Origin of the sequence: Streptomyces flavofungini (assembly GCF_014650815.1) — a bacterium.
GTDB lineage: Bacteria > Actinomycetota > Actinomycetes > Streptomycetales > Streptomycetaceae > Streptomyces > Streptomyces flavofungini.
In genome coordinates this window covers 1-21626 of record NZ_BMVR01000021.1, presented here as the reverse complement: position 1 = coordinate 21626, position 21626 = coordinate 1, and the positions used below count along the sequence as shown (strand labels likewise).

Below are 21626 nucleotides of genomic sequence, written 5' to 3'. Positions count from 1 at the left end.
GGGACGAAACCGGATACGACAGCCGGCGCCGTCGAGTCGGAGCTGCTCGCCTGCACACCGCGGGCGAGCAGACGGCCAACAAGCCCGGCCGCGCAGCCGCCGTCACCGGTGCGCACTTTCACCAGGACGTCACGGCCTTGTGCCCGACCGGGCGGGACGGCCGATGCGGACCGGCACGCCGGGGGAGTACAGCACGCTCATCGGTGGTCCGCCCGGTGCCGGTAGCCCAGCGGCGGACACCAAGTCGTCTTCGCAGCGCAGGAGTTCGGCCCGGTGCAGCGGCCAGCGCGGGTGGGCGTTGGGCAGGTACACCGACCGGCTGGCGAGCGCGTTGTGGATTCCCCAACGGGCGGTCAGGAAGTGCTCCAGAGCGGTCGGTTCCTCGATCCGCTCGCCGACCCGCACCATGAGCCGGCAGCGCAACCCGCGCGGCCCCGGCCAGCGTCGGCTGCTGGAGTAGGTGATCGTGTCGCCGTCACGGTCGATCGTCATCCTCGCCCAGGTGTAGCGCAGCCGGAAGGCGGCGCGGCCGATGGCCGCCGGGAGCAGCCGGGCGGCCTCCAGCGAGCGGAACACCACACCACGCCGACCGTGCCGGTCCACCGAGTAGAGGCGCACGTTGATCTCCGGGAAGGAGCCGAAGTAGGGGATTCCCGGAGCCCTGAACCAGCCCACCCGGTGCATCCGGAACGCCACGAGGCCGACGTAGGTAAGCCCTTCATGGGTGTCCGGCACCGTCCCGGCCGGCAACAGCGGTGCCACGTCCGCGGGATCGACGGCCCAGTGGAGGAACGACAGGTCGAGCCAGGACTGGGTGAGCAGCGTGCTCGCGACGGTGCGCGCCGGATCGGCTGATATCGGCTCCGGCGGGGCAGAGGTCAGCGACATCGGCATACTGTCGCACACGCAACAACAGACACTTCGTTCACTCGCGTCGCCCGGCTGAGAGCTCCATGCCGTCGGGGCGGAGCTGGGCGACCGGCTCGTCCCGGACGTTGACCAGGACGGCCTTCTCCCGGTGGTCGACCGGGTCCCGCTACGAGGGCGCCTCCTCCATGGTGGCCAGGAGCACACGGCGCGCGATGTCGACGTGCTCCTGGGCGTATCGGGCCAGGGCCGGCTCGTCGTCGCCGCGCAGGAGGTCGACGATCTTCCGGTGCTCCTCGACGACGCGCGCGCGGTAGTCGGCGGCGGCGTCGGCGATGCGGCAGAGGTGGAAGAGGCGGATCTGGGACCGGATGGTGTGCCATGCGGCCGTGAGACGGTCGTTGTCGGCCAGGTGGTAGATCTGGTCGTGAAAGGCGAGGTCCGCTGCCGCCAGCTCGCTGTCGCTCGCGCCGTCGCGGGCCCTTTCCTCCATGCCCGCGATCAGGCCGTCCAGCGCGTCGAGTCCGGCTTCGGTGGCCGCCCGCCGCGCGGTGGTCGCTGCGAGGCGATCGAGTGCGGCGCGTAGTTCATAGACCTCTTGTACGTCGCGAGGGGTGACGTCGATGACCGTGGTGCTGCGGTGCCAGCCGCTGCGGACCAAGCCTTCCTTCTCCAACTGGGCGAGGCCGTCGCGGACGGAACCGCGGCTGACGCCGAGCTCCTCGGCCAGGTTGACCTCCCGCAGCCGCGCACCCGGAGCGATGCGGCCCGCGAAGATGGCGTCGCGCACCAGGTCGGCTGCTTCGTCGGCAAGTCCCCGGCGCGTGGCCTTGGGCAGCATGGAGGCACTCATGTCCCAATGTTGACATTTGCGGATCGCTTGCGGCAAGCCTCGCGCCGGGCTGCCCCGGCCTGTCCGCGCCCACCTCGCCCGCCTCAATGTCGAATGTTGACATTCGATGGTCGGCGTTCCACGCTTGAGGGACTGCGGCGCTGTGAGGAGAGGCGCCGGGCCGTCTGGTCCGTGGCGTGCGGCCCCGCCATGCCCGAGTCCGCAACCAGTGACTACTCCGCGAGAAGGGAATCCCCGCCGTGCCCGATCGTCCTGCCGTACATCTCGCCATTCCCGTCGACGACCTCGCCGCCGCCCGCGGCTTCTACGGGCAGATCCTTGGCCTGTCCGAGGGCCGTTCGACCGACCACTGGATCGACTGGGACTTCGACGGCCATCAGCTCGTGACACACCTGGTCGCGCAGCCGTCGGTCCCGGCCGGGCTCAGCTCGGTGGAACGGCACGTGGTGCCCGTGCCCCACTTTGGCCTGCTGCTGACCCATGACCGATTCTGTGACCTCGCCGACCGGCTGCGCGCTGCCGAGGTCCCCTTCGACATCGAGCCCTGTCTGCGCTACGCCGGAGAACCGGCGGAGCAGTGGACGATGTTTCTCCGTGACCACGCGGGCAACGCCCTGGAATTCAAGGCGTTCACCCACGAGTCGGCGGTGTTCGCGCGGTGAGGGGCGTCCTGGTGACCGGTGCCTCGCGGGGCATCGGCCGCGCCGTGGCAGCGGCGTTCGCCGCGGCGGGCGATCGTGTGGCCGTGCAGTACGCCAGCCGCCGCGAGGACGCGGAGGAGACGCTGCGCCTGCTTCCCGGCAGCGGCCATGCGCTGATTCGCAGCGACCTGAGTGAGGCGGGATCGGCCGAGCGGGTGGTGGACGAGGCGGTGGCGGGACTGGGGCAGGTGGACGTCCTGGTGAACAACGCCGCCGTGGCGCCGTCGCCCGCCACCCACCACCCTGTCGCCACGGTCTCTCTCGATGCCTGGCGCACGGTGTGGCGTCAGATGATCGACGTCAACCTGCTGGCCGCCGCGGATCTGACCTGGGCCGTGGCCCGGCACCTGATCGACCGCGGGAGCGCCGGTCACGTGGTGAACATCGGCTCGCGCGGAGCCTTCCGAGGCGAACCGGAGTACCCCGCCTACGGAGCGAGCAAGGCCGCGCTCCATGCGTTCGGACAGTCGATGGCCGTCGCCCTGGCCCCGCACGGGATCAGCGTCACCGCCGTGGCGCCCGGCTTCGTCGCCACCGAACGCCAGAGCTCCAAACTGGCCGGTTCCCAGGGGGACGGACTGCGCGGCGAGAGCCCCTTCGGCCGGGTCGGCACCCCCGAGGAGGTCGCCGCCGCCGTGCGCTACCTCGCCGCGCCGGAGGCGACATGGGCCTCGGGGACGATCCTCGACCTCAACGGCGCCTCCCACCTGCGTACCTGACATCGGCCGAACCGGGAGAGGGCTGCCGCATGACCTCGACCACGCTGACCGCACCGGGCGCCGGTGCCCCGCTCTCCAGGGCGATCAGTCCCGGGATTCCAGGTCCTGGGACCGGGTCAGGGCAGGTGTGAGTAGAGGCCTTCGGAGCTCTCCTGATCGGCACAGACCAGCAGCAGAACCGATGCCCGGTCCTCGCTCAGCGAGCGAATCTTGTGGGGCGTGGTGGCCTTGAAATACACCGAGTCCCCCGGGGCCAGTTCGATGGCCCGGTGCGGGAAGAGGAGTTCGGCGCGGCCTGCGTGGACGAAGAGGAACTCCTCGCCCGGATGGTCCCGGAAGGGGGCGTGGTCCGCATCGTGGTCCGGGTGCAGCATGAAGGGCGTCATGCTCTTTCCGTTGGCCTGGAGCGCGATGCCCTCGTAGCGGGTGCCGTTCTCCTGGCCGGGGGTGAGCAGCTGGCGTTCCCCGGCCAGGGTGACGGTGATGTCGTCGCCGAGCTGTTCGGAGTCCGTGAAGAGCCGGTCGAGGTGCACGTCCAGTGCCCGTGCGAGCGCCGCGCCGACGGCGATGGAGGGGACGCTCTGGCCGCGTTCGACTTTGGACAGGTAGCTCTTGGTGACTCCGGCCCGCTCGGCGAGCGCCTCCAGGGTCATCAGCCGTTCCTTACGCAGCTGTCGTACCCGATTGATCACCGTTCGTTCCCTTCGCGACCCGAGGAGCCGTCGCCCTCACCAGCCGGAATCGTATGCGCCGCGCTCTGGCGCCGTCCCCGGACCGGGCTGGAGCCGGGGGTCTTCTCGTATGACACAGGGTGTCATATAGTTGTCTGTGTGTCCCAGGCCTGTCGGGGTGCCCGGTATCCGTCGACGAGGTGCCGAAGCGTCGGCACCCGGAAAGGGAGCAGAAATGGCAGATGCGCTGCGCGAGACGAGAGACGTACTGGTCGGCCGTGCTGAGCAGCAGATGCGCGCACACTTCGGCGACTCGAAGCTGACGACCAGGCAGAAGCTGGCCCTGACGTGCCGCATCCTGTTCGACGGCGGCCACGACTCGGGGCTCGCCGGACAGATCACCGCCCGCGGCCAGGAGCCCGGCACCTACTACACCCAGCGGCTCGGCCTCGGCTTCGACGAGATCGCCGAAACGAACCTCCTGCTGGTCGACGAGGACCTCAACCTCCTTGCGGGAGAGGGCATCCCCAACCCGGCGAACCGGTTCCACTCCTGGATCTACCGCGCGCGCCAGGACGTCAACTGCATTGTGCACACGCACTCCCTGCACACCGCGGCGCTCGCCATGCTGGAAGTCCCCCTCCAGATCTCCCACATGGACACAACGCCGCTCTACGACGACTGCGCCTTCCTCAAGGACTGGCCGGGCGTGCCCGTCGGCAACGAGGAGGGCGAGATCATCTCCGCGGCGCTGGGGGACAAGCGGGCCATCCTCCTCGCCCACCACGGGCAACTGGTGACCGGGGCGACGGTCGAAGAGGCGTGCAACCTGGCTGTCCTCATCGAGCGCGCCGCCCGGTTGCAGCTCCTGGCGATGGCCGCGGGAACCATCCAGCCGCTGCCCGAAGCCCTCGCCCGCGAAGCCCATGACTGGACGTCCACCGAGCGGCGCAACCAGGCCAACTTCGCCTACTACGCACGGCGCGCCCTCCGCAACCACCCCGACTGCGTCACGAACGAGGTGCAGATCTGATGGACCAGCCGCTGCTCAAGGGCATCATCTCCTACCCCGTCACGCCGTTCTCCGCGGCCACCGGCGAACTGGACCTGCCCGCGCTGCGCCGCCTGACCGACGATCTGGTCGACGCGGGCAGCCACGCCGTCGCCCCCCTCGGCAGCACGGGCGAGAGCGCCTATCTCGACGAGGCCGAGTGGGACGCCGTCTGCGACACCACGCTGCAGACCGTGGCGGGCCGGGTGCCGACCCTGGTCGGCGTCTCGCATTGGAGCACCGCCACCACCGTGCGGCGCGCCCGCGCGGCGGCACGCGCCGGAGCCACCGCCGTCATGGTGCTGCCCGTGACGTACTGGAAACTGACCGAAGCGGAGCTCGAACGGCACTTCGCGACGGTCGCGGCGGCAACCGACCTGCCGGTGATGCTGTACAACAACCCCGGCACCAGCGGAGTCGACCTCCCTCCCGAGACGATCGTCGCCCTCGCCGAGAAGATCCCCAACCTCACCATGGTCAAGGAGAGTTCGGGCAGGGTCGAGCGTTTCCGCGCCATCCGGGAGCTGTCCGGGAACGCCCTGTCGGTCTACAACGGCAGCAACCCCGTGGCCCTCGACGCCTTCCAGGCAGGAGCGGCCGGCTGGTGCACCGCGGCACCCTGCCTGCTGCCCCAGTGGTGCCTGGAGCTCTACGCCGCCGTGCGGCGCGGCGCGCAGGGGCAGGCCAAGGACCTCCTCGCGGCCCAGCTCCCGTTCCTCCAGTTCATCGTCGCCCAGGGCCTGCCCCGGGCGATCAAGGCAGGCCTTGAGCTCCAGGGCAAACCAGTCGGCCCGCCGCGTGCGCCGCTGCTGCCGTTGCCCGACGTGGAGGCGGACCGGCTGCGGGACCTGCTCGACGGGCTCGCCACGCATCCACTGCTGGATCACGGTGCGGCACAGACCTCGGCCGATTGAGTTCCCCTTGAGGTCCAGTAGACGGGGTGTCTCGCGGACGTGGACGTGTATGAAGCTGTGAACAGTCGCCGGGCCGTGCGGGCGTTCAGCGATGAGCCGGTGTCCAAAGAGACACTCGAACGCGTGCTGGCCGCGGCGACGCGGGCTCCGTCGAGCGGGAACCTCCAGCCGTGGCAGGTGTACGTCGTGACCGGCGAGCCCTTGGCCGAGCTGAAGAGGCGCGCGACTGCCAGGGCACTGGCCGGAGACCCGGGGGACGAGCGGGAGTATCCGATGTACCCGGCCGAGCTGACCTCGCCGTACACGGACCGGTTCGCCGCCGCGGCTGCCCAGCGGTACGCGGCGCTCGGGATCGACCGCGACGACCCCGACAGGCCCATGAAGATCGCTGCCCTGAACTCGGAGGCGTTCGGGGCGCCGGTCGTGCTGTTCTGCTACCTCGACCGGACGATGGGGCCCGGGCAGTGGGGGGACGCGGGCATGCACTTGCAGACGGTCATGCTGCTGCTGAGGGCGGAGGGGCTGCACAGCTGCCCTCAGGTGATGTGGACGATGTATCGCAGGACGGTCAGCCAGATCGTCGGAGCCGACGACGGGCTCGTGCTGTTCTGCGGTGTCTCGGTGGGATTCGAGAAGGAGGGTGCGCCACAACTGCGCACCGCGCGGGCTGACATGACAGAAACAGTGCGCTTCATCGGAGGGTGACCGGGCATGCCGGTCCGGCGTCGGCCCCGACCCTCACCGCGCCGACTCGCGCTCCTCGGCGTAGCGGGCAAGGCCGTCCGCCATGCCCCGCATGAACTTCTGGAGGTAGCGCGGCATGATCAGGCCCATGAGCCAGCTCGTTTCGTACGTGCCGTGCCAGTGGATGACGGTGCCCGCGCTCGCTGTCGGCTCCAGCTCGATGCGGGCGTGAAGGTGGTGGATCGGCGTGTTGAACGCGTCTTCGTACGCGAGGAGGCGTTGCTCGACCTTCTCCGTGATCCGCTCTCCGGTCACGGTGCGTCCCGTCCGGAACGCCCGGACGGCACCGACGCCGTCGTCGCCGCCGGGATCGAGGTCGACCGACCGTGCCGTGTCCAGGCTGTCCACCTTGGACCACAGCGGCCAGGTCGTGGCGTCGACCAGTAGCTTCCAGACGGTTTCCGGGGAGGCGCCGGTGGTCACGGTGACGTCGTACTCGTGCATGGTCGAAGGCTCCTTGAGTGGATGCGGGCGGTGTACCGGGTCGCCTCGGCGGTGTGGTCAGCCGTCGAGGAAACGCAGTAGTTCGGCGGTGACGAATCGGGGGTTCTCCTCGACGAGCCAGTGCCCGGCCTTCGGCACGTCCACCGCCCGCTTGATGTTGGCCAGGCGCGGGGCCACCGTGTTCCGGATCGCCTTGAGTTGCCCTTGGGCGGTCATGAGGAGAGTCGGGACCCGTGTCGGTGCCGCTGCCACGGTGTCGCGGACGTCTTCGTCGAGGGCGCGGTAGAGCTCGAAGCCGCCCGACAGGACCTTGGGTCGACTGTACGTTCGCGCGTACTCGTCGATCTCGGCGCGGGTGAACGGGGACCGTTGGGAGGTGCCGCCGAACGCCGTTCCACCGAAAGAGACTTGGGGATAGAACAGGGCCAGGTACGCGCGGACATCGTTGCCCACGACCGCCTCGGGGACCCGTCGCTGGGAGTGAAAGGCGATGTGCCAGCTCAGTGAGCGGTACGTACGGGCGTTGATCGCGGGACCGGGCAGCGGCAGGTCGAGGTAGCCGAGGCGGTCGGTGTCGTCGGGGAACTGGCTGGCGTACTGGAAGGCCACCGCCGCGCCGAGGTCGTGCCCGATGACACGGGCGTCGCCCACCTTGAGCCGATCGGCGACCAGCTTGTGCACGTACCGCGCCAGCGTGGCCTTGTCGTAGCCGGTCGGTGTGCCGGTGCTGTCGCCGAGGCCGGGAAGGTCGACGGCGTAGACCGTGTGGTGCTCGGCGAGTTCCGGCATGACCGGCCACCAGCCGTACCAGGTCTGCGGCCAACCGTGCAGCAGCACGACGGGCGGGCCGCTGCCCCCGGTCACGTAGTGCATGCGGACGCCGTCGACGTCGGCGAACCTGTGCCGGAAGGTCTTCGCGAACCGGGGATCGTCGTGGGTGGCGGCGGCGTAGGCGGGAACGTCGCCACCGCTGTCCTCCGATGCCGGTGTGGAGCAGGCCGCGGTGGCGATCGTGAGGAGGGCGGTGAGCAGGACGGTTGCCACCGTGTGCGCGGATCTGAGGAAGCGGCGCGGCGGCGGCCCTGGTGCTGTGATCATCTGTTGCCGTTCTGGAGAAGGTGGATCGATGGCCGGTCGTGCCGTCGACGAGTGCGCGGAGGATGTTCGTGCGGCCCGCGCCTCGGTAGGTGGGTGACGGCATCGGCCACGCTGTCCGCCGATGCGGCACGCAACGTTGCTTGCCGGTCGGTGACTTCGTTCCGGCTCCTTGTGCCGGGGTGCGCCCAGTCTTGGCAGGCACCTCACGACCCGGCACGGAATCTTGCGGTTTCCGCAAGACGGCCTGGTGCACGGCGAGACGGGTGACGACGTACTCGAGGCGGTGGCCGAAAAGGCGGCCGCGCCTCGCATCCGCGAAGCCCACGCGACCGGCGTTCCGCCGCTCCCCGAAGGTGATCGGAGCACTCGGCGCGCGTGCTGAGCCGGTCGTGAGCCCACGTCCTGAGCCCACGCTCTGAGGCCGCGTCACTGTTGTGCGGGTCACATCGGAAGGAACGATTCCTCGCCATGCTGCGGGGACGTTCGGGGTGCTCTCTCGGGTGGTCTGCTGATCTGCGCATGCCCGATCCCCGGCAAGGTGCGGGCAGGAGGCGCCGTCAGATGATGGCCGAAGGTGGCCCCTGTGGGACAGCGGCCTCCGGGCAACGTGTTTGCATGTGCTGATGATCGTTAACGCGCAGGGCGCAAGCGCGCCGCGGACATACGTGGACCGCATCCTGGAGCACTGGTACGAGGACGAGAGCGCCGAGGCGCTCGTCCAGGGTGCGCAACGGCTGACCAGGGGAGAGGCCCGGCGGCGGCTGTTCAGGCTGGGGCACGCGCTGCGCGGGCAGGGGCTCGCTCCCGGCGACGGAGTGGGCCTGTTCCTGGCCAACCGCGTGGACTCCGTCCTGGTGCAGCTCGCGGTCCATCTCATCGGCTGCCGCGTCGTGTTCCTGCCGCCCGAGCCGGGGCCGGGTGAACTCGCCGCGCTGGTCGAGCAGTCCCGGGCGCGTGCCGTGGTCACCGACCCGCTCTTCGCGCGGCGGGCCGCCGACGCGGCCGGCAGCAGCGTCCACGCGCCCGTGCTGCTCAGCCTCGGCCCCTGCGAGGAGCCGTCCGCGGACCTGCTGGCCCTGGCGGCCGACTGCCCGGCGGAGCGCCCCGAGGGGGTGCCCGCCCCGGCGGCGGACGAGGCCGTCACGGTCCTGTACACCGGCGGCACCCTGGGCCGCCCCAAGCTCGCCGCGCACAGCCACCGGCTCTACGACACGCTGGTGGGCCTGTTCGACGAGGCTCAGCAGGACTCCGGCTCCGCGTTCTTCCCGGCCATGGACCCGGCCACGGACCGGGTGCTCGTCGCCACGCTCCTCACCCACGGCAGCGGCCACCTCACCTCGCTCCAGGCGCTGGTGACGGGGTCCGTCCTCGTGGTGCTGCCCGAGTTCGAAGCGGGCGCGGCGCTGGCGGCGCTGCGCGCGGAGCGGATCACCACCACTATGTTCGTACCGCCCATGCTGTACGCGCTGCTCGACCACCCGGAGTGCGTACCGGGCGCCCTCCCCGCGCTGCGGCGGATCGTCGTCGGCGGCGCGGCCTCGTCGCCCAGCAGGCTGCGGCAGACGGCCGAGGTCTTCGGTCCCGTGATCAGCCAGGGCTACGGACAGTCGGAGGCGCTCGGCATCGCCGCGTTCGGCGCGGAGGAGCTCGCCTCGGAGGGGGCCCGGCGCCCCGAGCTCTGGCGCAGCTGCGGGCGCGCCATATCCGGCACCGAGATCGAGATCCGCGCCGAGGACGGCACGGCGGCGCTGCCCGTCCGGCAGGTCGGCGAGGTGTGCGTCCGGGGCAAGCCGGTGATGCTCGGCTACTACGAGGACCCGGAGCGCACCGCGGAAGCCCTGCACGACGACGGCTGGCTGCGCACCGGCGACCTGGGCTACCTCGACGCCGAGGGCTACCTCTACCTCGTCGACCGGGCCAAGGACATCATCGTCACCGGCAGCACCAGCGACAACGTCTACTCCAGGGTCCTGGAGGACTTCCTGCTCACGCTGCCCGGCGTGCGCAACGCGGCGGCGCTGGGCGTGCCGGACGAGGAGTACGGGGAGGCCGTACAGATCTTCCTGGCCACGGCCGAGGGCGCCGACGTCGTCCCGGAGGCCGTCGGCGCGGCGGTGACGGCCGAGTTGGGGGAGCTGTACCGGCCCCGGAAGACGGTCCTCCTCGACGAGCTGCCGACGACCAAGGTCGGCAAGGTGGACAAGAAGGCGCTGCGTGCCGCGTGGACGAGCGGAGCCATGGGCACGCCGTAGGCGGCGATGTCGGGTCGGGGTGCCGGAGCTGGTCAGCGTCCGGAGGCTCGCGGTTCGCCCGACCCGTCGTCCATGGCCTCGGCCTCGACGATGCTCAGGACGGTGGGCGTGCGAACGACGCGGGTCAGGCGCAGGCCCGCGTCGGTCAGCAGGGCACGGAAGTCCTCGTGCGTCCGCTCGCGGCCGACCAGCGAGGCCATCATCAGGAGGTCCAGGTCCTTGGCTTGATGCGGGCGGTTGTCCGGGGCGATGACCGCGTCCACCACGAGGATCCGGCCGCCCGGAGCGAGCGCGCGGCGGCAGGCCCGCAGCAGGCGGACGCACTGGTCGTCCTGCCAGTCGTGCAGGATGCGCTTGAGGACGAGGATGTCGCCCTGGGGCACGTCGGCGAAGAAGTCGCCCGCCGCCGTGGACCACCGCCCGGCGAGCGCCGCGTCGGCGCCCAGTTGCTGCCCGGCCAGGACGTGGGCCCGGTCGTACAGCACACCGCTGAGACCCGGTCCCGCGCGCAGGACCGCGGCGAGGAACCCGCCCTGGCCGCCGCCGACGTCCACGACGGTGCCGGTCTTCGGGAAGTCGTAGGCGCGCGCGATCGGCCCGTTCTCCACGCCGGACATGGCGGCCATGCCGACGTGGAACACCGCGGCGGTCTCGGCGTCCTGGGCGAAGTGGTCGAAGAACGGCTGGGTGAAGATGTCCTCGAAGACGGATCCGCCGGTGGTCAGGCAGTGGTCCATCCGGCCCGCCGGGAGCCAGAACGTACGGTCAGTGATCATGAGGATCGCGTCCCGTACGGAACCCGGGGCATCGGACCGCAGCGCTCGGCCCGTGGCTTCCAGCCGGAACCGCCCCTGTTCGTCCTCGCCGAACAGACCCCGCGTGGCGAGCAGCCGCAGCACCCGGGTCAGGGCCGCCGGATCCGTCTCGGTGGCGGCGGCCAACTCGGCGGGTGCGCGGGGCCCTTCGGACAGGTGGTCCGCCACGCGCGCGAGCGCGGCCGCCCTGAGTGCGGCCGGGAACACGAAGCCGAGCGACGCCTCGATGAGCGCGGCACCGCCCCCGTCTCCGCCGTGCGCGCCGTCGACCGCCGGTTCCCCAGCAGGGCCCGTGTCGCCCATCGCCGCGGCTCCTTCCACTCCCGATCCCGGTCGAGCACACCCGTGCCCCACGGCCCGCGCCCTCAACCCCGGTATCCCACGGGCGGGTTACCCATGGCGCGTAGTGAGCGGTCACCGCGTCAGTTCGGTCCCGGCTTCTCCGGTCCCCCGCGTCGCACGGGCGGTTCCCGTTCTCCCGCGCGTCGGGCATCAGCACGTGTCAATGGGCATGGGCACACCAATCCAAGTCGCCGATCGGGATGCGCTGAACCCGATCGCTTTCGGATCCTTCACCACCTGCTGAGAAAGTTCGGACGGGCGGCATCCTCAATCTGTTCGGACTTGAGGCTGTCTGTATGCGTGCCCATACAGGCTGTCAGGTTTGCGGCTGAGGCGGCCTCGGTGAATCGTGCCGCCGTCGAGAGCGCGGACCGCTGGAATTTCGCGTGCGGCGGCGGTAGCTGGCGGGTGCACGCGGTGGTTCCCGGCTGTCCGGTGACTGCCATGAGGCCGAGCGGGCGGCAGAACCGGTAGCCCTCTCTCCGCTCCTCCTCCTTCGCTTCGGTGGACCGGGCATGCCCAGGTGACGGGCCATTGTCGGCCTTCGGTGCGCTCGTCGCGGATGATCTTGGCGCGTTCTCAATGCTGGCGCCGGGGGTCCGCCGCCGCCCCGGTGAGGGTAATCAAGATGAATCGCGCTTAATAATTGCTCGCTGCGCTCCAACGCTTCCGACTTCGCGCCCCGTGCGCCGTCTGTCGGGCCCGGTTTCTGATTCCGGTTAACTCTGGCTGATTCCTTGCCGGTTGATTCACGGCTGCGGTAAATGGCTGTGTCCCGTTGCCCGGACAAAATCCTTGGTCCTGTGGGGGAGTTGGGATATCGAGTAGGGAGTACGAAGGTCGCCCGCTCTCGGGGCCGGCCGGCAATCCAGAGAGACGGAGCTTCCGGAATGTCAGATTCCGCAGTGGTCGAGAAAATGCCGATGACGACGTTCTGCGAGCTGTTCGACCGGCAAGCGGCCGCGTCACCGGACGCGGTCGCCGTGGCATTCGGCGCGGAACGACTCACGTATCGGGAACTGGACGCCCGGGCGAACCGGCTGGCGCGGCTGCTCGTCGCGCGCGGTGTGGGGCGCGAGTCGATCGTCGGTGTCGCGCTACGGCGCTCGTCGCGCTTCTGGGCCTCGGCGCTCGCGGTGCTCAAGGCGGGCGGGGCGTACCTGCCGCTGGACCCGGAGTATCCCGAGGAGCGGCTCGCCTTCATGGTGGCGGACTCCGGGACGGGGCTCGTGCTGACGGACACCGCGACCGCCGGGCGGCTTCCCCGGCTCACCGCGCCCGTCCTGTGCCTCGACGGGGACCTCGACACGGCCCTCACCGACGCGGACGCCTCCCCGCTGACCGACGCGGACCGCCCCCGCCCCACGGCCGCCAACACCGCGTACGTCATCTACACCTCGGGCTCCACGGGCCGCCCCAAGGGCGTCGCCGTCACCCACACCGGCCTGGCCGCCCTGCGCGCGACGCACCGCGAACGCTTCGCCGTCACGCCCGATTCACGGATCCTGCAGCTCGCCTCACCGAGCTTCGACGCGGCGGTCTGGGACGCGCTCATGGCCCTGACCAACGGCGCCACGCTCGTCGTACCGGAGCAGACCCGCCTCGTCGGCGACGACCTCGCCCGCATGCTCGCCGGGAGCCGCGTCACGCACGCCACGCTCCCGCCGGCGGTCGTCGCCACCCTCCCCGCCGACGCCCCCCGGAACCTCACCGACCTCAAGGTCCTCATCGTCGCCGGTGAGGCATGCCCGCCCCACCTGGCGGCCCAGTGGGCCCCCGGCCGTCTCTTCATCAACGCCTACGGCCCCACCGAGACCACCGTCTGCGCCACCCTCAGCGAGCCCCTGACCTCCGACCGGGCCCCGATCGGCACTGCCGTCGCCGGTTCCCGCGTCCATGTGCTCGACGACCGCCTCGAACCGGTGGGGCCGGGCACGGCGGGGGAGCTGTACGTGACGGGCCCGAGCCTGGCCCGCGGCTATCTGAACCGGTCCGCGCTGACCGCGGAGCGGTTCCTCGCCGCCCCGTTCGGCGCCGCGGGCGAGCTGATGTACCGCACCGGGGACGTGGTGCGGTGGGGCGACGACGGCCAGTTGGAGTACCTGGGCCGCAGCGACGACCAGGTGAAGGTCCGTGGTCTGCGGATCGAGACCGGGGAGATCGAGGCGGCCCTCGCGGCCCACCCCCGGGTGGCGCACGCCGTCGTCACCACGCACGACGGGCGCGACGCGGGGGAGGAGCAGGGCAGCCGGGGAACGCAGCTCATCGGGTACGTGGTGCCCGCCGAGGCGGACGCGCAGGAGCAGGCCGGACGCGGCACCGGGCATCTGGCTCTCGACGCCGGGTTCGGGCCGGGTGAGCTGCGGGCGTTCGCCGCCGCGCGGCTGCCGGAGTTCATGGTTCCGGCGCGGGTCCTCGTACTCGACCGGCTGCCGCTGACGACGAACGGGAAGGTGGACAAGGCGGCGCTCCCCGAGCCGGTGTTCCAGGGGAGCGCGTACCGGGCGCCGCAGTCGGGGGCCGAGGAGGCGCTGGCGCTCCTGTTCTCCGAGGTCCTCGCGGTCGACCGGGTCGGTGTCGACGACGACTTCTTCTCACTGGGCGGCGACAGCATCCAGTCCCTCCAGCTGGTCTCGCGGGCGCGCGCCCAGGGCGTGGAGATCACCTCCCGGCAGGTCTTCGCGTGCCGGACGGTGGCCCGCCTCGCGGAGGCGGCCACCGCCGAGGGGGACGCGGCACCGGTCCTAGAGGAGCTGGACGGCGGCGGCACGGGCTGGATGCCGCTGCTTCCGGTGGCGAGCTGGCTCAAGGACCGGGGCCCGGGCTTCGAGCGGTTCCTGCAGACGATGGTCCTCGATCTGCCCCCGGGCATCGACGAGCAGGGCCTGAGCAGGACGCTCGCCGCGGTGATCGACCGGCACGACCTGCTGCGGTGCCGCCTGACGGACGAGGGCGACGGCGGTCTGGTGGTCGCCGGACCCGGCACGGTGGACGCCGCGTCGCTGGTGCGCCGCGTCGCGTGTGACGGCGACTGGGCGGAGCGGGCCGACGCGTGGCGGACCCTCGTCCTCGGCGAACTGGACGCGGCCGCAGGCCGGTTGGACCCGCACGCGGGCGTGGTCGTGCAGTGCGTGTGGTTCGACGCCGGGCCGCGGACGGCCGGGCGGCTTCTCGTCGTCCTGCACCACCTGGTCGTCGACGGCGTGTCCTGGCGCGTCCTGCTGCCGGACCTCGCGGCCGCCTGGAGCCAGGTCCGCGAGGGCGGCACCCCGCGGCTGCCCGCTGTCGGCACGTCGGTGCGGCGCTGGGCGCACGCCCTCGCCGAGGAGGCGATGAGCCCCGGCCGGGTGGCCGAACTCGGCCTGTGGCGGTCCATCGTGGACGCCCCCGACCCGCTGCTCGGCACCCGCCTGGTGGACCCGGCGGTGGACGTCCGCGCCACCGTGCGGGAGACACGCGTCGAACTGCCCGTGGAGGTGACCGAGGCCGTCCTGACCGGGCTGCCCGCCGCCTTCCACGGCGAGGTCAACGACGGGCTCCTCGCCGCCCTCGCCCTGGCGCTGGCCAAGTGGCGGCAGACGCGCGGCGTGCGGGACTCGTCGGCCCTGATCCGGCTGGAGGGCCACGGTCGCGAGGAGGCCGCGGCGCCGGGCGCCGATCTGGCCCGTACGGTGGGCTGGTTCACCAGCGTCTACCCCGTACGCCTCGACCTGGCGGACACCGACCTGGGCGACGCCTTCACGGGGGGCGCGGCGGCCGGGCGTGCGGTGAAGGCGGTCAAGGAGCAGCTCCGCGCGATCCCGGACAAGGGCATCGGCTACGGCCTCCTGCGCCATCTCAACCCCGACACCGCGCTGTCCCTGGCCCCCCACCCCGGCGGCCAGGTCTCCTTCAACTACCTCGGCCGCTTCTCCGCCGCCGGCGACATGCCCGCCGAGCTGCGGGGCCTGGGCTTCACCCAGGCCCACGACGTGGCCGACCTGGCGGTCCTCGACGCCGCCCACGACCCCCGCATGCCCGCCCTGGCCGAACTCGACATCAACGCCGCTGTCACCGACACCGCCCAGGGCCCCTGCCTGAGCGCCGTGTTCGCCGCCCCTGAGGGTGTGATCGCCCCCGAGTCCGTACGCGAACTCGCCGACCTGTGGTGCCAGGCCCTGGGGGCCCTCGCCCGCCACGTCGCCCACGGCGGCACGGGCGGCCTGACGCCCTCCGACGTCCCGCTGGTCTCCGTCACCCAGACCGACATCGACCGCTGGGAGGGGCGCTACCCCGGCCTGTCCGACATCTGGCCCACCTCTCCCGTCCAGTCCGGCATCCTCTTCCACAGCCAGCTGCACGCCGCGGAAGACCCGTCCGGGGCCGACGACAGCGACTCCTTCGACACCTACCAGGAGCAGTACACGCTCCACCTGTACGGACCGGTCGACACCGAGCGGATGCGGGCGGCCGGACAGGCGCTCCTCGACCGGCACCCGGCGCTGCGCACCGCCTTCGTCCCGGACGCCGACGGCCACCTCGTCCAGCTCGTCGTCGACGGCGCCCGGCTGCCGTACGCGTACACCGACCTCGGCCACCTCACCGAGGCGGCCCAGGACGAAGCCTTCGAGGACCTCCTCGCCGCCGACCTGACCGCGCACTTCGACCCGGCGGACCCGCCCATGCTGCGCCTGCACCTGGTGCGCCTCGGCGACGAGCGCTTCGAGCTGGTCCTGTCCTCGCACCACGTCCTGTTCGACGGCTGGTCGGTACCGCCCCTCGTGGGCGACCTGCTGCGCTGCTACGCCGACGACGGGCACGCGGGCGGACAGCCGGGCGCCCGCGGCTTCGGTGACTTCCTGGCCTGGCTCGCCGAGCGGGACACCGACGCGTCGGCACGCGCCTGGCGCCAGGAGCTCGGCGGCCTGGAGGAGCCGACGCTGCTCGCCCCCGTCACGGGCTCCGGCGGCAGTCTCGGCATCGGCCAGGTCGACGTACCCCTGTCCACCGAGCAGGCCCGTGACCTCACGCGCACCGCCGCCGAGCTGGGCCTGACCCTCAACACCCTCGTCCAGGGCGCCTGGGCGCTGCTCCTCGCGCAGGTGACGGGCCGTCAGGACGTGGTGCTCGGCTCGGGCGTCGCCGGGCGGCCGCCCGAGCTGCCCGGTGTGGACTCGATCGTCGGCATGTTCCTCAACACCCTTCCGGTACGGGTGCGGTGCGCGCCCTCGGACACGCTCGCCGACCTCCTCACCGGCCTGCAGGACCGGCAGGGCGCGCTGCAGGAGCACCACCATCACGCGCTCAGCGAGCTGCACCACCTGACCGGCCACAAGGCCCTGTTCGACACCGTCATCGGCTTCGAGTCGTTCCCGATGGACCGCGCGGCCATCGCCGAGGCGAGCGCGGCGGCCGGGATCTCCGTCACCGGCATTCGCGCGTTCACGCCCAGCCACTATCCGCTGGTCGTCTTCGTCTACCCCGACGGCCCGCACCCCCGCCTGCACATCCAGTTCCAGCGGCACGCCTTCGAGCAGGCCACCGCCGACGACTACGCCACCCGCTTCGCCCGCATCCTGACCCGGATCGCCGAGGACCCGCGGGCCCAGGTCGGCCACGTCGACATCCTCGCGCCCGCCGAACGCCGCCAGCTCCTGGCGGACTTCAACGACACCGCCGCGCCCGTCGTGGCGCACACCATGGCGGAGGCCTTCGCCGAGCAGGTCGTGGCGGGCCCCGACCGGATCGCAGTGATCTGCGGTGAACAGGAGCTGACGTACCGGGAGTTGGACGCACGCGCGAACCGGCTCGCCCGCGTGCTCCTCGCGCACGGCGTGGCGCGGGACTCGGTCGTGGGCCTGGCCCTGCCCCGGTCGACGGAGCAGATCGTCACCGTGCTCGCCATCCTCAAGGCGGGCGGCTGCTATCTGCCCCTGGACCCCGAATACCCCGCCGAGCGCCTCGCGTTCATGATCAGCGACTCCGCTCCGGCCCTGGTCGTGACCCAGGCCCGGATCGCGGCGGACCTGCCGGAGAACGCCTGCCCCTATCTGGTCCTCGACGAGGCCGACACCCGAGCCGCCCTGGCCGACGTCCCGGCCGGACCCGTGGAAACCGCCGTCCCGACCCACCTCGACCAGCTCGCCTACGTGATGTACACCTCCGGCTCCACCGGCCGGCCCAAGGGTGTCGGCGTCACCCAGCGTGGCGTCGTACGGCTGATCTCCGACAGCGGCCACCGCGAAGGCGCGCACGAGCGGGTCCTGACGCACTGCCCGCAGGCCTTCGACGCCAACACGTACGAGCTGTGGTTCCCGCTCCTCAAGGGCGGCACGCTCGTCATCGCCCCGCCCGGACGGCTGGACGCCGCGACCCTGGCGCGGATGGTCACCGAGTACCGGCTGACCGCGATGATCTCGTCCGCGGGCATGTTCCGGGTGGTCGCCGAGGAGATGCCGGAAGCCTTCGCCGGACTGCGCGAGGCGTGGTCGGGCGGCGACGTCGTGCCCCGTACCGCCTACGAGCGCATCCTCGCCGCCTGCCCGGACACCCGCGTGATCAACGGGTACGGGCCGACCGAGGCGACCATGGCCACCAACATCCACCCCGTCACCGTGCCCGCGGAGATCGGCGTGACGGGGGAGGTCGGCCCGCCGATGGACGGCACCCGCCTGTACGTCCTGGACGCCGCGCTCCGCCCGGTCCTGCCGGGCGTGCCCGGGGAGCTGTACATCGCCGGAGACCGCCTCGCCCGCGGCTACCTCGGCCGCTTCGGTCTGACCGCCGAACGCTTCGTCGCCTGCCCGTTCGGCGCGCCGGGCGAGCGCATGTACCGCACCGGGGACGTGGCCACCTGGACTCCGCAGGGCAGTCTCGTCTTCCAGGGCCGGGTGGACACCCAGGTCAAGATCCGCGGCTTCCGGGTCGAGCCCGGTGAGGTCGAGGCGGTGCTCGCGGACCACCCCGGGGTCGCGCACGCGGTGGTGACGTTCGGCGAGGACCAGACGGGCGAGCGGCGTCTGGTCGGCTACGTGGTGCCGCACCCGGACGGCGCCGATCACGCCGCGGACGCCTCGCGGCAGGTCGGCCAGTGGGAGGAGATCTACGACCAGGTCTACTCGGCCGCGAACACGGTGTGGGGCGAGGACTTCACCGGCTGGGACTCCAGCTACACGGGGCGCCCGCTGCCGCTGCCCGAGATGCGGGAGTGGCGCGACGCCGCGGTCGAGCAGATCGCCTGCTGGGGCCCGCGCCGGGTCCTGGAGCTCGGCGTCGGCTCCGGCCTGCTGATGGCACACCTCCTGTCCGACGTGGCGGAGTACTGGGCGACGGATCTGTCCTCGCAGGTCATCGAGCGGCTCGGGCAGGAGGTCGCGCAGGCCGGACACGCGGACAAGGTCACGCTGCGCCACCAGCTCGCGGACGACGTGTCGGGGCTGCCGCGCGGGCACTTCGACACCGTGGTCCTGAACTCGGTGGTGCAGTACTTCCCCGACGCCGACTACCTGGACCGGGTCCTCGCGCAGGCCTTCGACCTCCTTGCGCCGGGCGGGCGCATCGTGGTCGGTGACGTGCGCAACGCGGCCACCCTCGGGCTGTTCCGCGTCGGCGTGCAGCGGGCCCAGCACCCGGACGCGGCGCCGTCGGTGGCGCGCGCGGCGGTGGCCCGCTCGATGCTGATGGAGCCCGAACTGGTCCTGGACCCGGACTGGTTCACGCACTGGGCCGAGCGGCACGGCGCCGCCGGGGCCGACATCCGGCTGAAGCCGGGCCGCGCGCACAACGAACTGACCCGCCACCGCTACGAGGTCACCCTCCACAAGGCGCCGGTCGAGCCGGTCGTGGCCGACGGGACACCCACCCTGCGCTGGGGCCGCCAGGTCGGCGACCTCACCGCCCTGCGCGAACGCTGCCGCGCCCACGGGGACACGCCGGTGCGGGTGGCGGGCATCCCCAACGCCCGGCTCACCGGCGAGGCCGAGGCAGCCGCCGCGATGGCCGTGACGGACGCTCCCGCGGCGGGCGTCGCCATGGACCCGCAGGAGCTGACCGACTGGGCCGCCGAGCAGGGCTACGGCCTGCTGCTGACCTGGTCGTCCACGGCCGCCGAGTGCTTCGACGCGGTCGTCTTCCCCGACGGCCGGCCGGTGGCCGGTCACCTGGTGCCAGGCGGGTACACCGCATCCGGCCGGGCCGACCGGACGCTGACCAGCGACCCCGCCGCCGCAGGCCGCATCGGGGCGCTGGTCGGCTCCTTGCGCGAGTACCTCGCCGAGCGGCTGCCCGCACACCTGGTGCCCGCCTCCGTGGTGGCCATCGCCGAGGTGCCGTTGAACGCGAGCGGCAAGCTGGACCGCAAGGCGCTGCCCGCGCCGGACTTCGCGGCGGTGGCGACGGGCCGGGCTCCGCGCACGCCGCAGGAAGAGCTGCTGTGTGGCCTCTTCGCCGAGGTCCTCGGCCTGGACCGGGTCGGCATCGACGACAACTTCTTCGACCTGGGCGGCCACTCCCTGCTCGCGACGCGCCTGGTCAGCCGGGTGCGGGCGGTACTGGGCGTCGAGCTGCCCATCCGTGTCGTCTTCAGCGCTCCGACCGTCGTGGAGCTGGCGGAACACCTGGGACGAGGCGACCGGGTACGCCCGCCGCTGACCCGCGTCACCCCGCGCCCCGAACGCGTGCCGCTGTCCTTCGCGCAGCGCCGCCTGTGGTTCATCGACCTGTTCGAAGGGCCCTCGGCCACCTACAACGCGCCGTTCCCCCTGCATCTGCGCGGTGAACTGGACGCGGTGGCGCTCGCCGATGCCATGCGGGACGTGGTGGCGCGGCACGAGAGCCTGCGGACCGTGTTCGCCGAGGACGAGGACGGCGTGCCCTTCCAGGCGGTACTGCCCCTCGACCAGGCCCAGTTGGACATGCCGGTCGTGGACGTGGAGTCCGAGGGCGTCGCCTCGGCCATCGCCGGGGTCGCCGCACACCGCTTCGACCTGTCCGCCGAGATACCGATCAGGGTCGTCCTGCTGCGCCTGAGCGCACACGAGCACGTGCTGGTGTGGCTGGTGCATCACATCGCGTGCGACGGCGCCTCGATGGCCCCGATGGCCCGCGACCTCACCACCGCCTACACCGCTCGGCTCGCGGGCCAGGCTCCGCGCTGGACCGAACTGCCCGCCCAGTACGTCGACTACACGCTGTGGCAGCGTGACCTGCTCGGCGACGAGAACGACCCGGACAGCTTCCAGTCCGCTCAGGTCGCGTACTGGCGCGAGGAGCTGGCGGAGATTCCGCAGCCGCTCCACCTGCCCACCGACCGTCCGCGTCCGGCCGAGGCCAGCTATCGGGGCGACTCCCTGGAGTTCACCCTCGACGCGCAGCTGATGGCCACGGTCGACGAGCTCGCCCGCGCACATGGAGCGACCTCCTCGATGGTCCTGGAGTCGGCCCTGGCCGTCCTCCTGCACGGTCTCGGCGGCGGTGACGACATCACGATCGGCTCGCCGATCGCCAACCGCACCGACGAGAACCTCACCGACCTGGTCGGCTTCTTCGTCAACACCTGGGTCCTGCGCACCCGCCTGGACGGCAATCCGACGTTCACGGACGTGCTCGACCAGGTCCGGGCCAAGTCCCTGGCGGCCTACGACCACCAGGACGTGCCCTTCGAACGGCTCGTGGAAGTACTCAACCCGGAGCGTTCCACGGCCTACGCGCCGCTGTTCCAGGTGATGTTCGCCTGGCAGAACAACAGCCGCCAGGACTTCGCGCTGCCCGGCGTGGAGGTGGAGCTGGAGTGGCTGCACAGCCGGTCGGCGAAGTTCGACCTGTTCTTCAACCTGGTCGAGGAGCCCGGCGAGGGAGTGGTCGGCCACCTGGAGTACGCGACGGACCTGTTCGACCGCGCCACCGTCCAGCGGCTCGCCGACCGGTTCACGCGGCTGGTCCGGCGGTTCGTCGCCGACTCCCGGCAGCGCGTCGGCGACGTGGAGCTCGTCGAACCGGACGAGCGGGAGCTCGTGCTGTACGGATTCAACGACACGGCCGCCGCGACTCCCGACGTGACCGTTCCGGACCTGTTCGGGCGCCACGTGGTGGCCGCGCCGGCCGCGACCGCTCTGGTGTGCGGCGAGGAGGAGTTGTCGTACGCGGATCTGGATGAGCGGTCGAATCGGCTGGCGCGGG

General features: G+C 71.8%; 13 protein-coding genes. 7 read left to right on the top strand and 6 right to left on the bottom strand.

The window, feature by feature from the left end:
- Window positions 1–129: 129 nt before the first annotated feature.
- Entirely contained in the window at window positions 130–888 is a 759-nt protein-coding gene (locus tag IE274_RS35900) for a YqjF family protein (RefSeq protein WP_190120144.1), read from the bottom strand.
- A gap of 148 nt (window positions 889–1036) precedes the next feature.
- Window positions 1037–1720: a GntR family transcriptional regulator gene (locus tag IE274_RS35895; protein WP_190120143.1), complete on the bottom strand. Its 684-nt coding sequence runs from the start codon at window positions 1718–1720 to the stop codon at window positions 1037–1039.
- A gap of 239 nt (window positions 1721–1959) precedes the next feature.
- Here IE274_RS35895 and IE274_RS35890 point away from each other — a divergent pair, with 239 nt between their 5' ends.
- Window positions 1960–2382, top strand: a complete 423-nt coding sequence (locus IE274_RS35890) for a VOC family protein (RefSeq protein WP_190120142.1) — start codon at window positions 1960–1962, stop codon at window positions 2380–2382.
- Between the two features lie 11 nt (window positions 2383–2393).
- A complete protein-coding gene (locus IE274_RS35885) occupies window positions 2394–3140 on the top strand; it encodes an SDR family NAD(P)-dependent oxidoreductase (RefSeq protein ID WP_229910032.1) in 747 nt (248 codons plus the stop codon).
- Window positions 3141–3256: 116 nt separating this feature from the next.
- On the opposite strand, the gene IE274_RS35880 is transcribed toward IE274_RS35885, so the two are convergent.
- A complete protein-coding gene (locus IE274_RS35880; RefSeq protein WP_190120140.1) occupies window positions 3257–3832 on the bottom strand; it encodes a helix-turn-helix domain-containing protein in 576 nt (191 codons plus the stop codon).
- A 214-nt stretch (window positions 3833–4046) separates the two neighbouring features.
- Here IE274_RS35880 and IE274_RS35875 point away from each other — a divergent pair, with 214 nt between their 5' ends.
- The 3 genes from IE274_RS35875 to IE274_RS35865 are packed head-to-tail and all read left to right on the top strand — an operon-like array spanning window position 4047 to window position 6481.
- On the top strand, window positions 4047–4844 hold the full coding sequence (locus IE274_RS35875; RefSeq protein WP_190120139.1) for an aldolase: 798 nt from the start codon (window positions 4047–4049) through the stop codon (window positions 4842–4844).
- The gene (locus IE274_RS35870) at window positions 4844–5776 is read left to right on the top strand and encodes a dihydrodipicolinate synthase family protein (protein ID WP_190120138.1); all 933 of its coding nucleotides are present in this window, start codon (window positions 4844–4846) and stop codon (window positions 5774–5776) included. The genes IE274_RS35875 and IE274_RS35870 overlap by 1 nt, the downstream gene beginning before the upstream one ends.
- A gap of 39 nt (window positions 5777–5815) precedes the next feature.
- A complete protein-coding gene (locus tag IE274_RS35865) occupies window positions 5816–6481 on the top strand; it encodes a nitroreductase (protein ID WP_190120137.1) in 666 nt (221 codons plus the stop codon).
- A gap of 33 nt (window positions 6482–6514) precedes the next feature.
- Here IE274_RS35865 and IE274_RS35860 read toward each other — a convergent pair whose 3' ends face one another.
- Together IE274_RS35860 and IE274_RS35855 are read right to left on the bottom strand one after the other, a co-directional pair.
- On the bottom strand, window positions 6515–6964 hold the full coding sequence (locus IE274_RS35860; RefSeq protein ID WP_190120136.1) for an SRPBCC family protein: 450 nt from the start codon (window positions 6962–6964) through the stop codon (window positions 6515–6517).
- Window positions 6965–7021: 57 nt separating this feature from the next.
- Window positions 7022–8062: an alpha/beta fold hydrolase gene (locus IE274_RS35855; RefSeq protein WP_190120135.1), complete on the bottom strand. Its 1041-nt coding sequence runs from the start codon at window positions 8060–8062 to the stop codon at window positions 7022–7024.
- 623 nt (window positions 8063–8685) lie between these two features.
- On the opposite strand from IE274_RS35855, the gene IE274_RS35850 reads away from it, so the two are divergent.
- Window positions 8686–10314, top strand: a complete 1629-nt coding sequence (locus IE274_RS35850) for a class I adenylate-forming enzyme family protein (RefSeq protein WP_229910030.1) — start codon at window positions 8686–8688, stop codon at window positions 10312–10314.
- 32 nt (window positions 10315–10346) lie between these two features.
- Here IE274_RS35850 and IE274_RS35845 read toward each other — a convergent pair whose 3' ends face one another.
- Window positions 10347–11432 (bottom strand): methyltransferase, encoded by a 1086-nt coding sequence (locus IE274_RS35845; RefSeq protein WP_190120133.1) that lies wholly within the window; start codon window positions 11430–11432, stop codon window positions 10347–10349.
- A gap of 929 nt (window positions 11433–12361) precedes the next feature.
- On the opposite strand from IE274_RS35845, the gene IE274_RS35840 reads away from it, so the two are divergent.
- On the top strand, window positions 12362–21626 hold a 9265-nt coding region (locus tag IE274_RS35840), incomplete at its 3' end, for a non-ribosomal peptide synthetase (RefSeq protein ID WP_190120132.1).

What these genes read in the sequence shown, in the direction of transcription:
- IE274_RS35900 (WP_190120144.1), bottom strand. Translation starts at nt 888, where the DNA reads ATGTCGCTGACCTCTGCCCCGCCGGAGCCGATATCAGCCGATCCGGCG.
- IE274_RS35895 (WP_190120143.1), bottom strand. Translation starts at nt 1,720, where the DNA reads ATGAGTGCCTCCATGCTGCCCAAGGCCACGCGCCGGGGACTTGCCGAC.
- IE274_RS35875 (WP_190120139.1), top strand. Translation starts at nt 4,047, where the DNA reads ATGGCAGATGCGCTGCGCGAGACGAGAGACGTACTGGTCGGCCGTGCT.
- IE274_RS35870 (WP_190120138.1), top strand. Translation starts at nt 4,844, where the DNA reads ATGGACCAGCCGCTGCTCAAGGGCATCATCTCCTACCCCGTCACGCCG.
- IE274_RS35860 (WP_190120136.1), bottom strand. Translation starts at nt 6,964, where the DNA reads ATGCACGAGTACGACGTCACCGTGACCACCGGCGCCTCCCCGGAAACC.
- IE274_RS35855 (WP_190120135.1), bottom strand. Translation starts at nt 8,062, where the DNA reads ATGATCACAGCACCAGGGCCGCCGCCGCGCCGCTTCCTCAGATCCGCG.
- IE274_RS35850 (WP_229910030.1), top strand. Translation starts at nt 8,686, where the DNA reads ATGATCGTTAACGCGCAGGGCGCAAGCGCGCCGCGGACATACGTGGAC.
- IE274_RS35845 (WP_190120133.1), bottom strand. Translation starts at nt 11,432, where the DNA reads ATGGGCGACACGGGCCCTGCTGGGGAACCGGCGGTCGACGGCGCGCAC.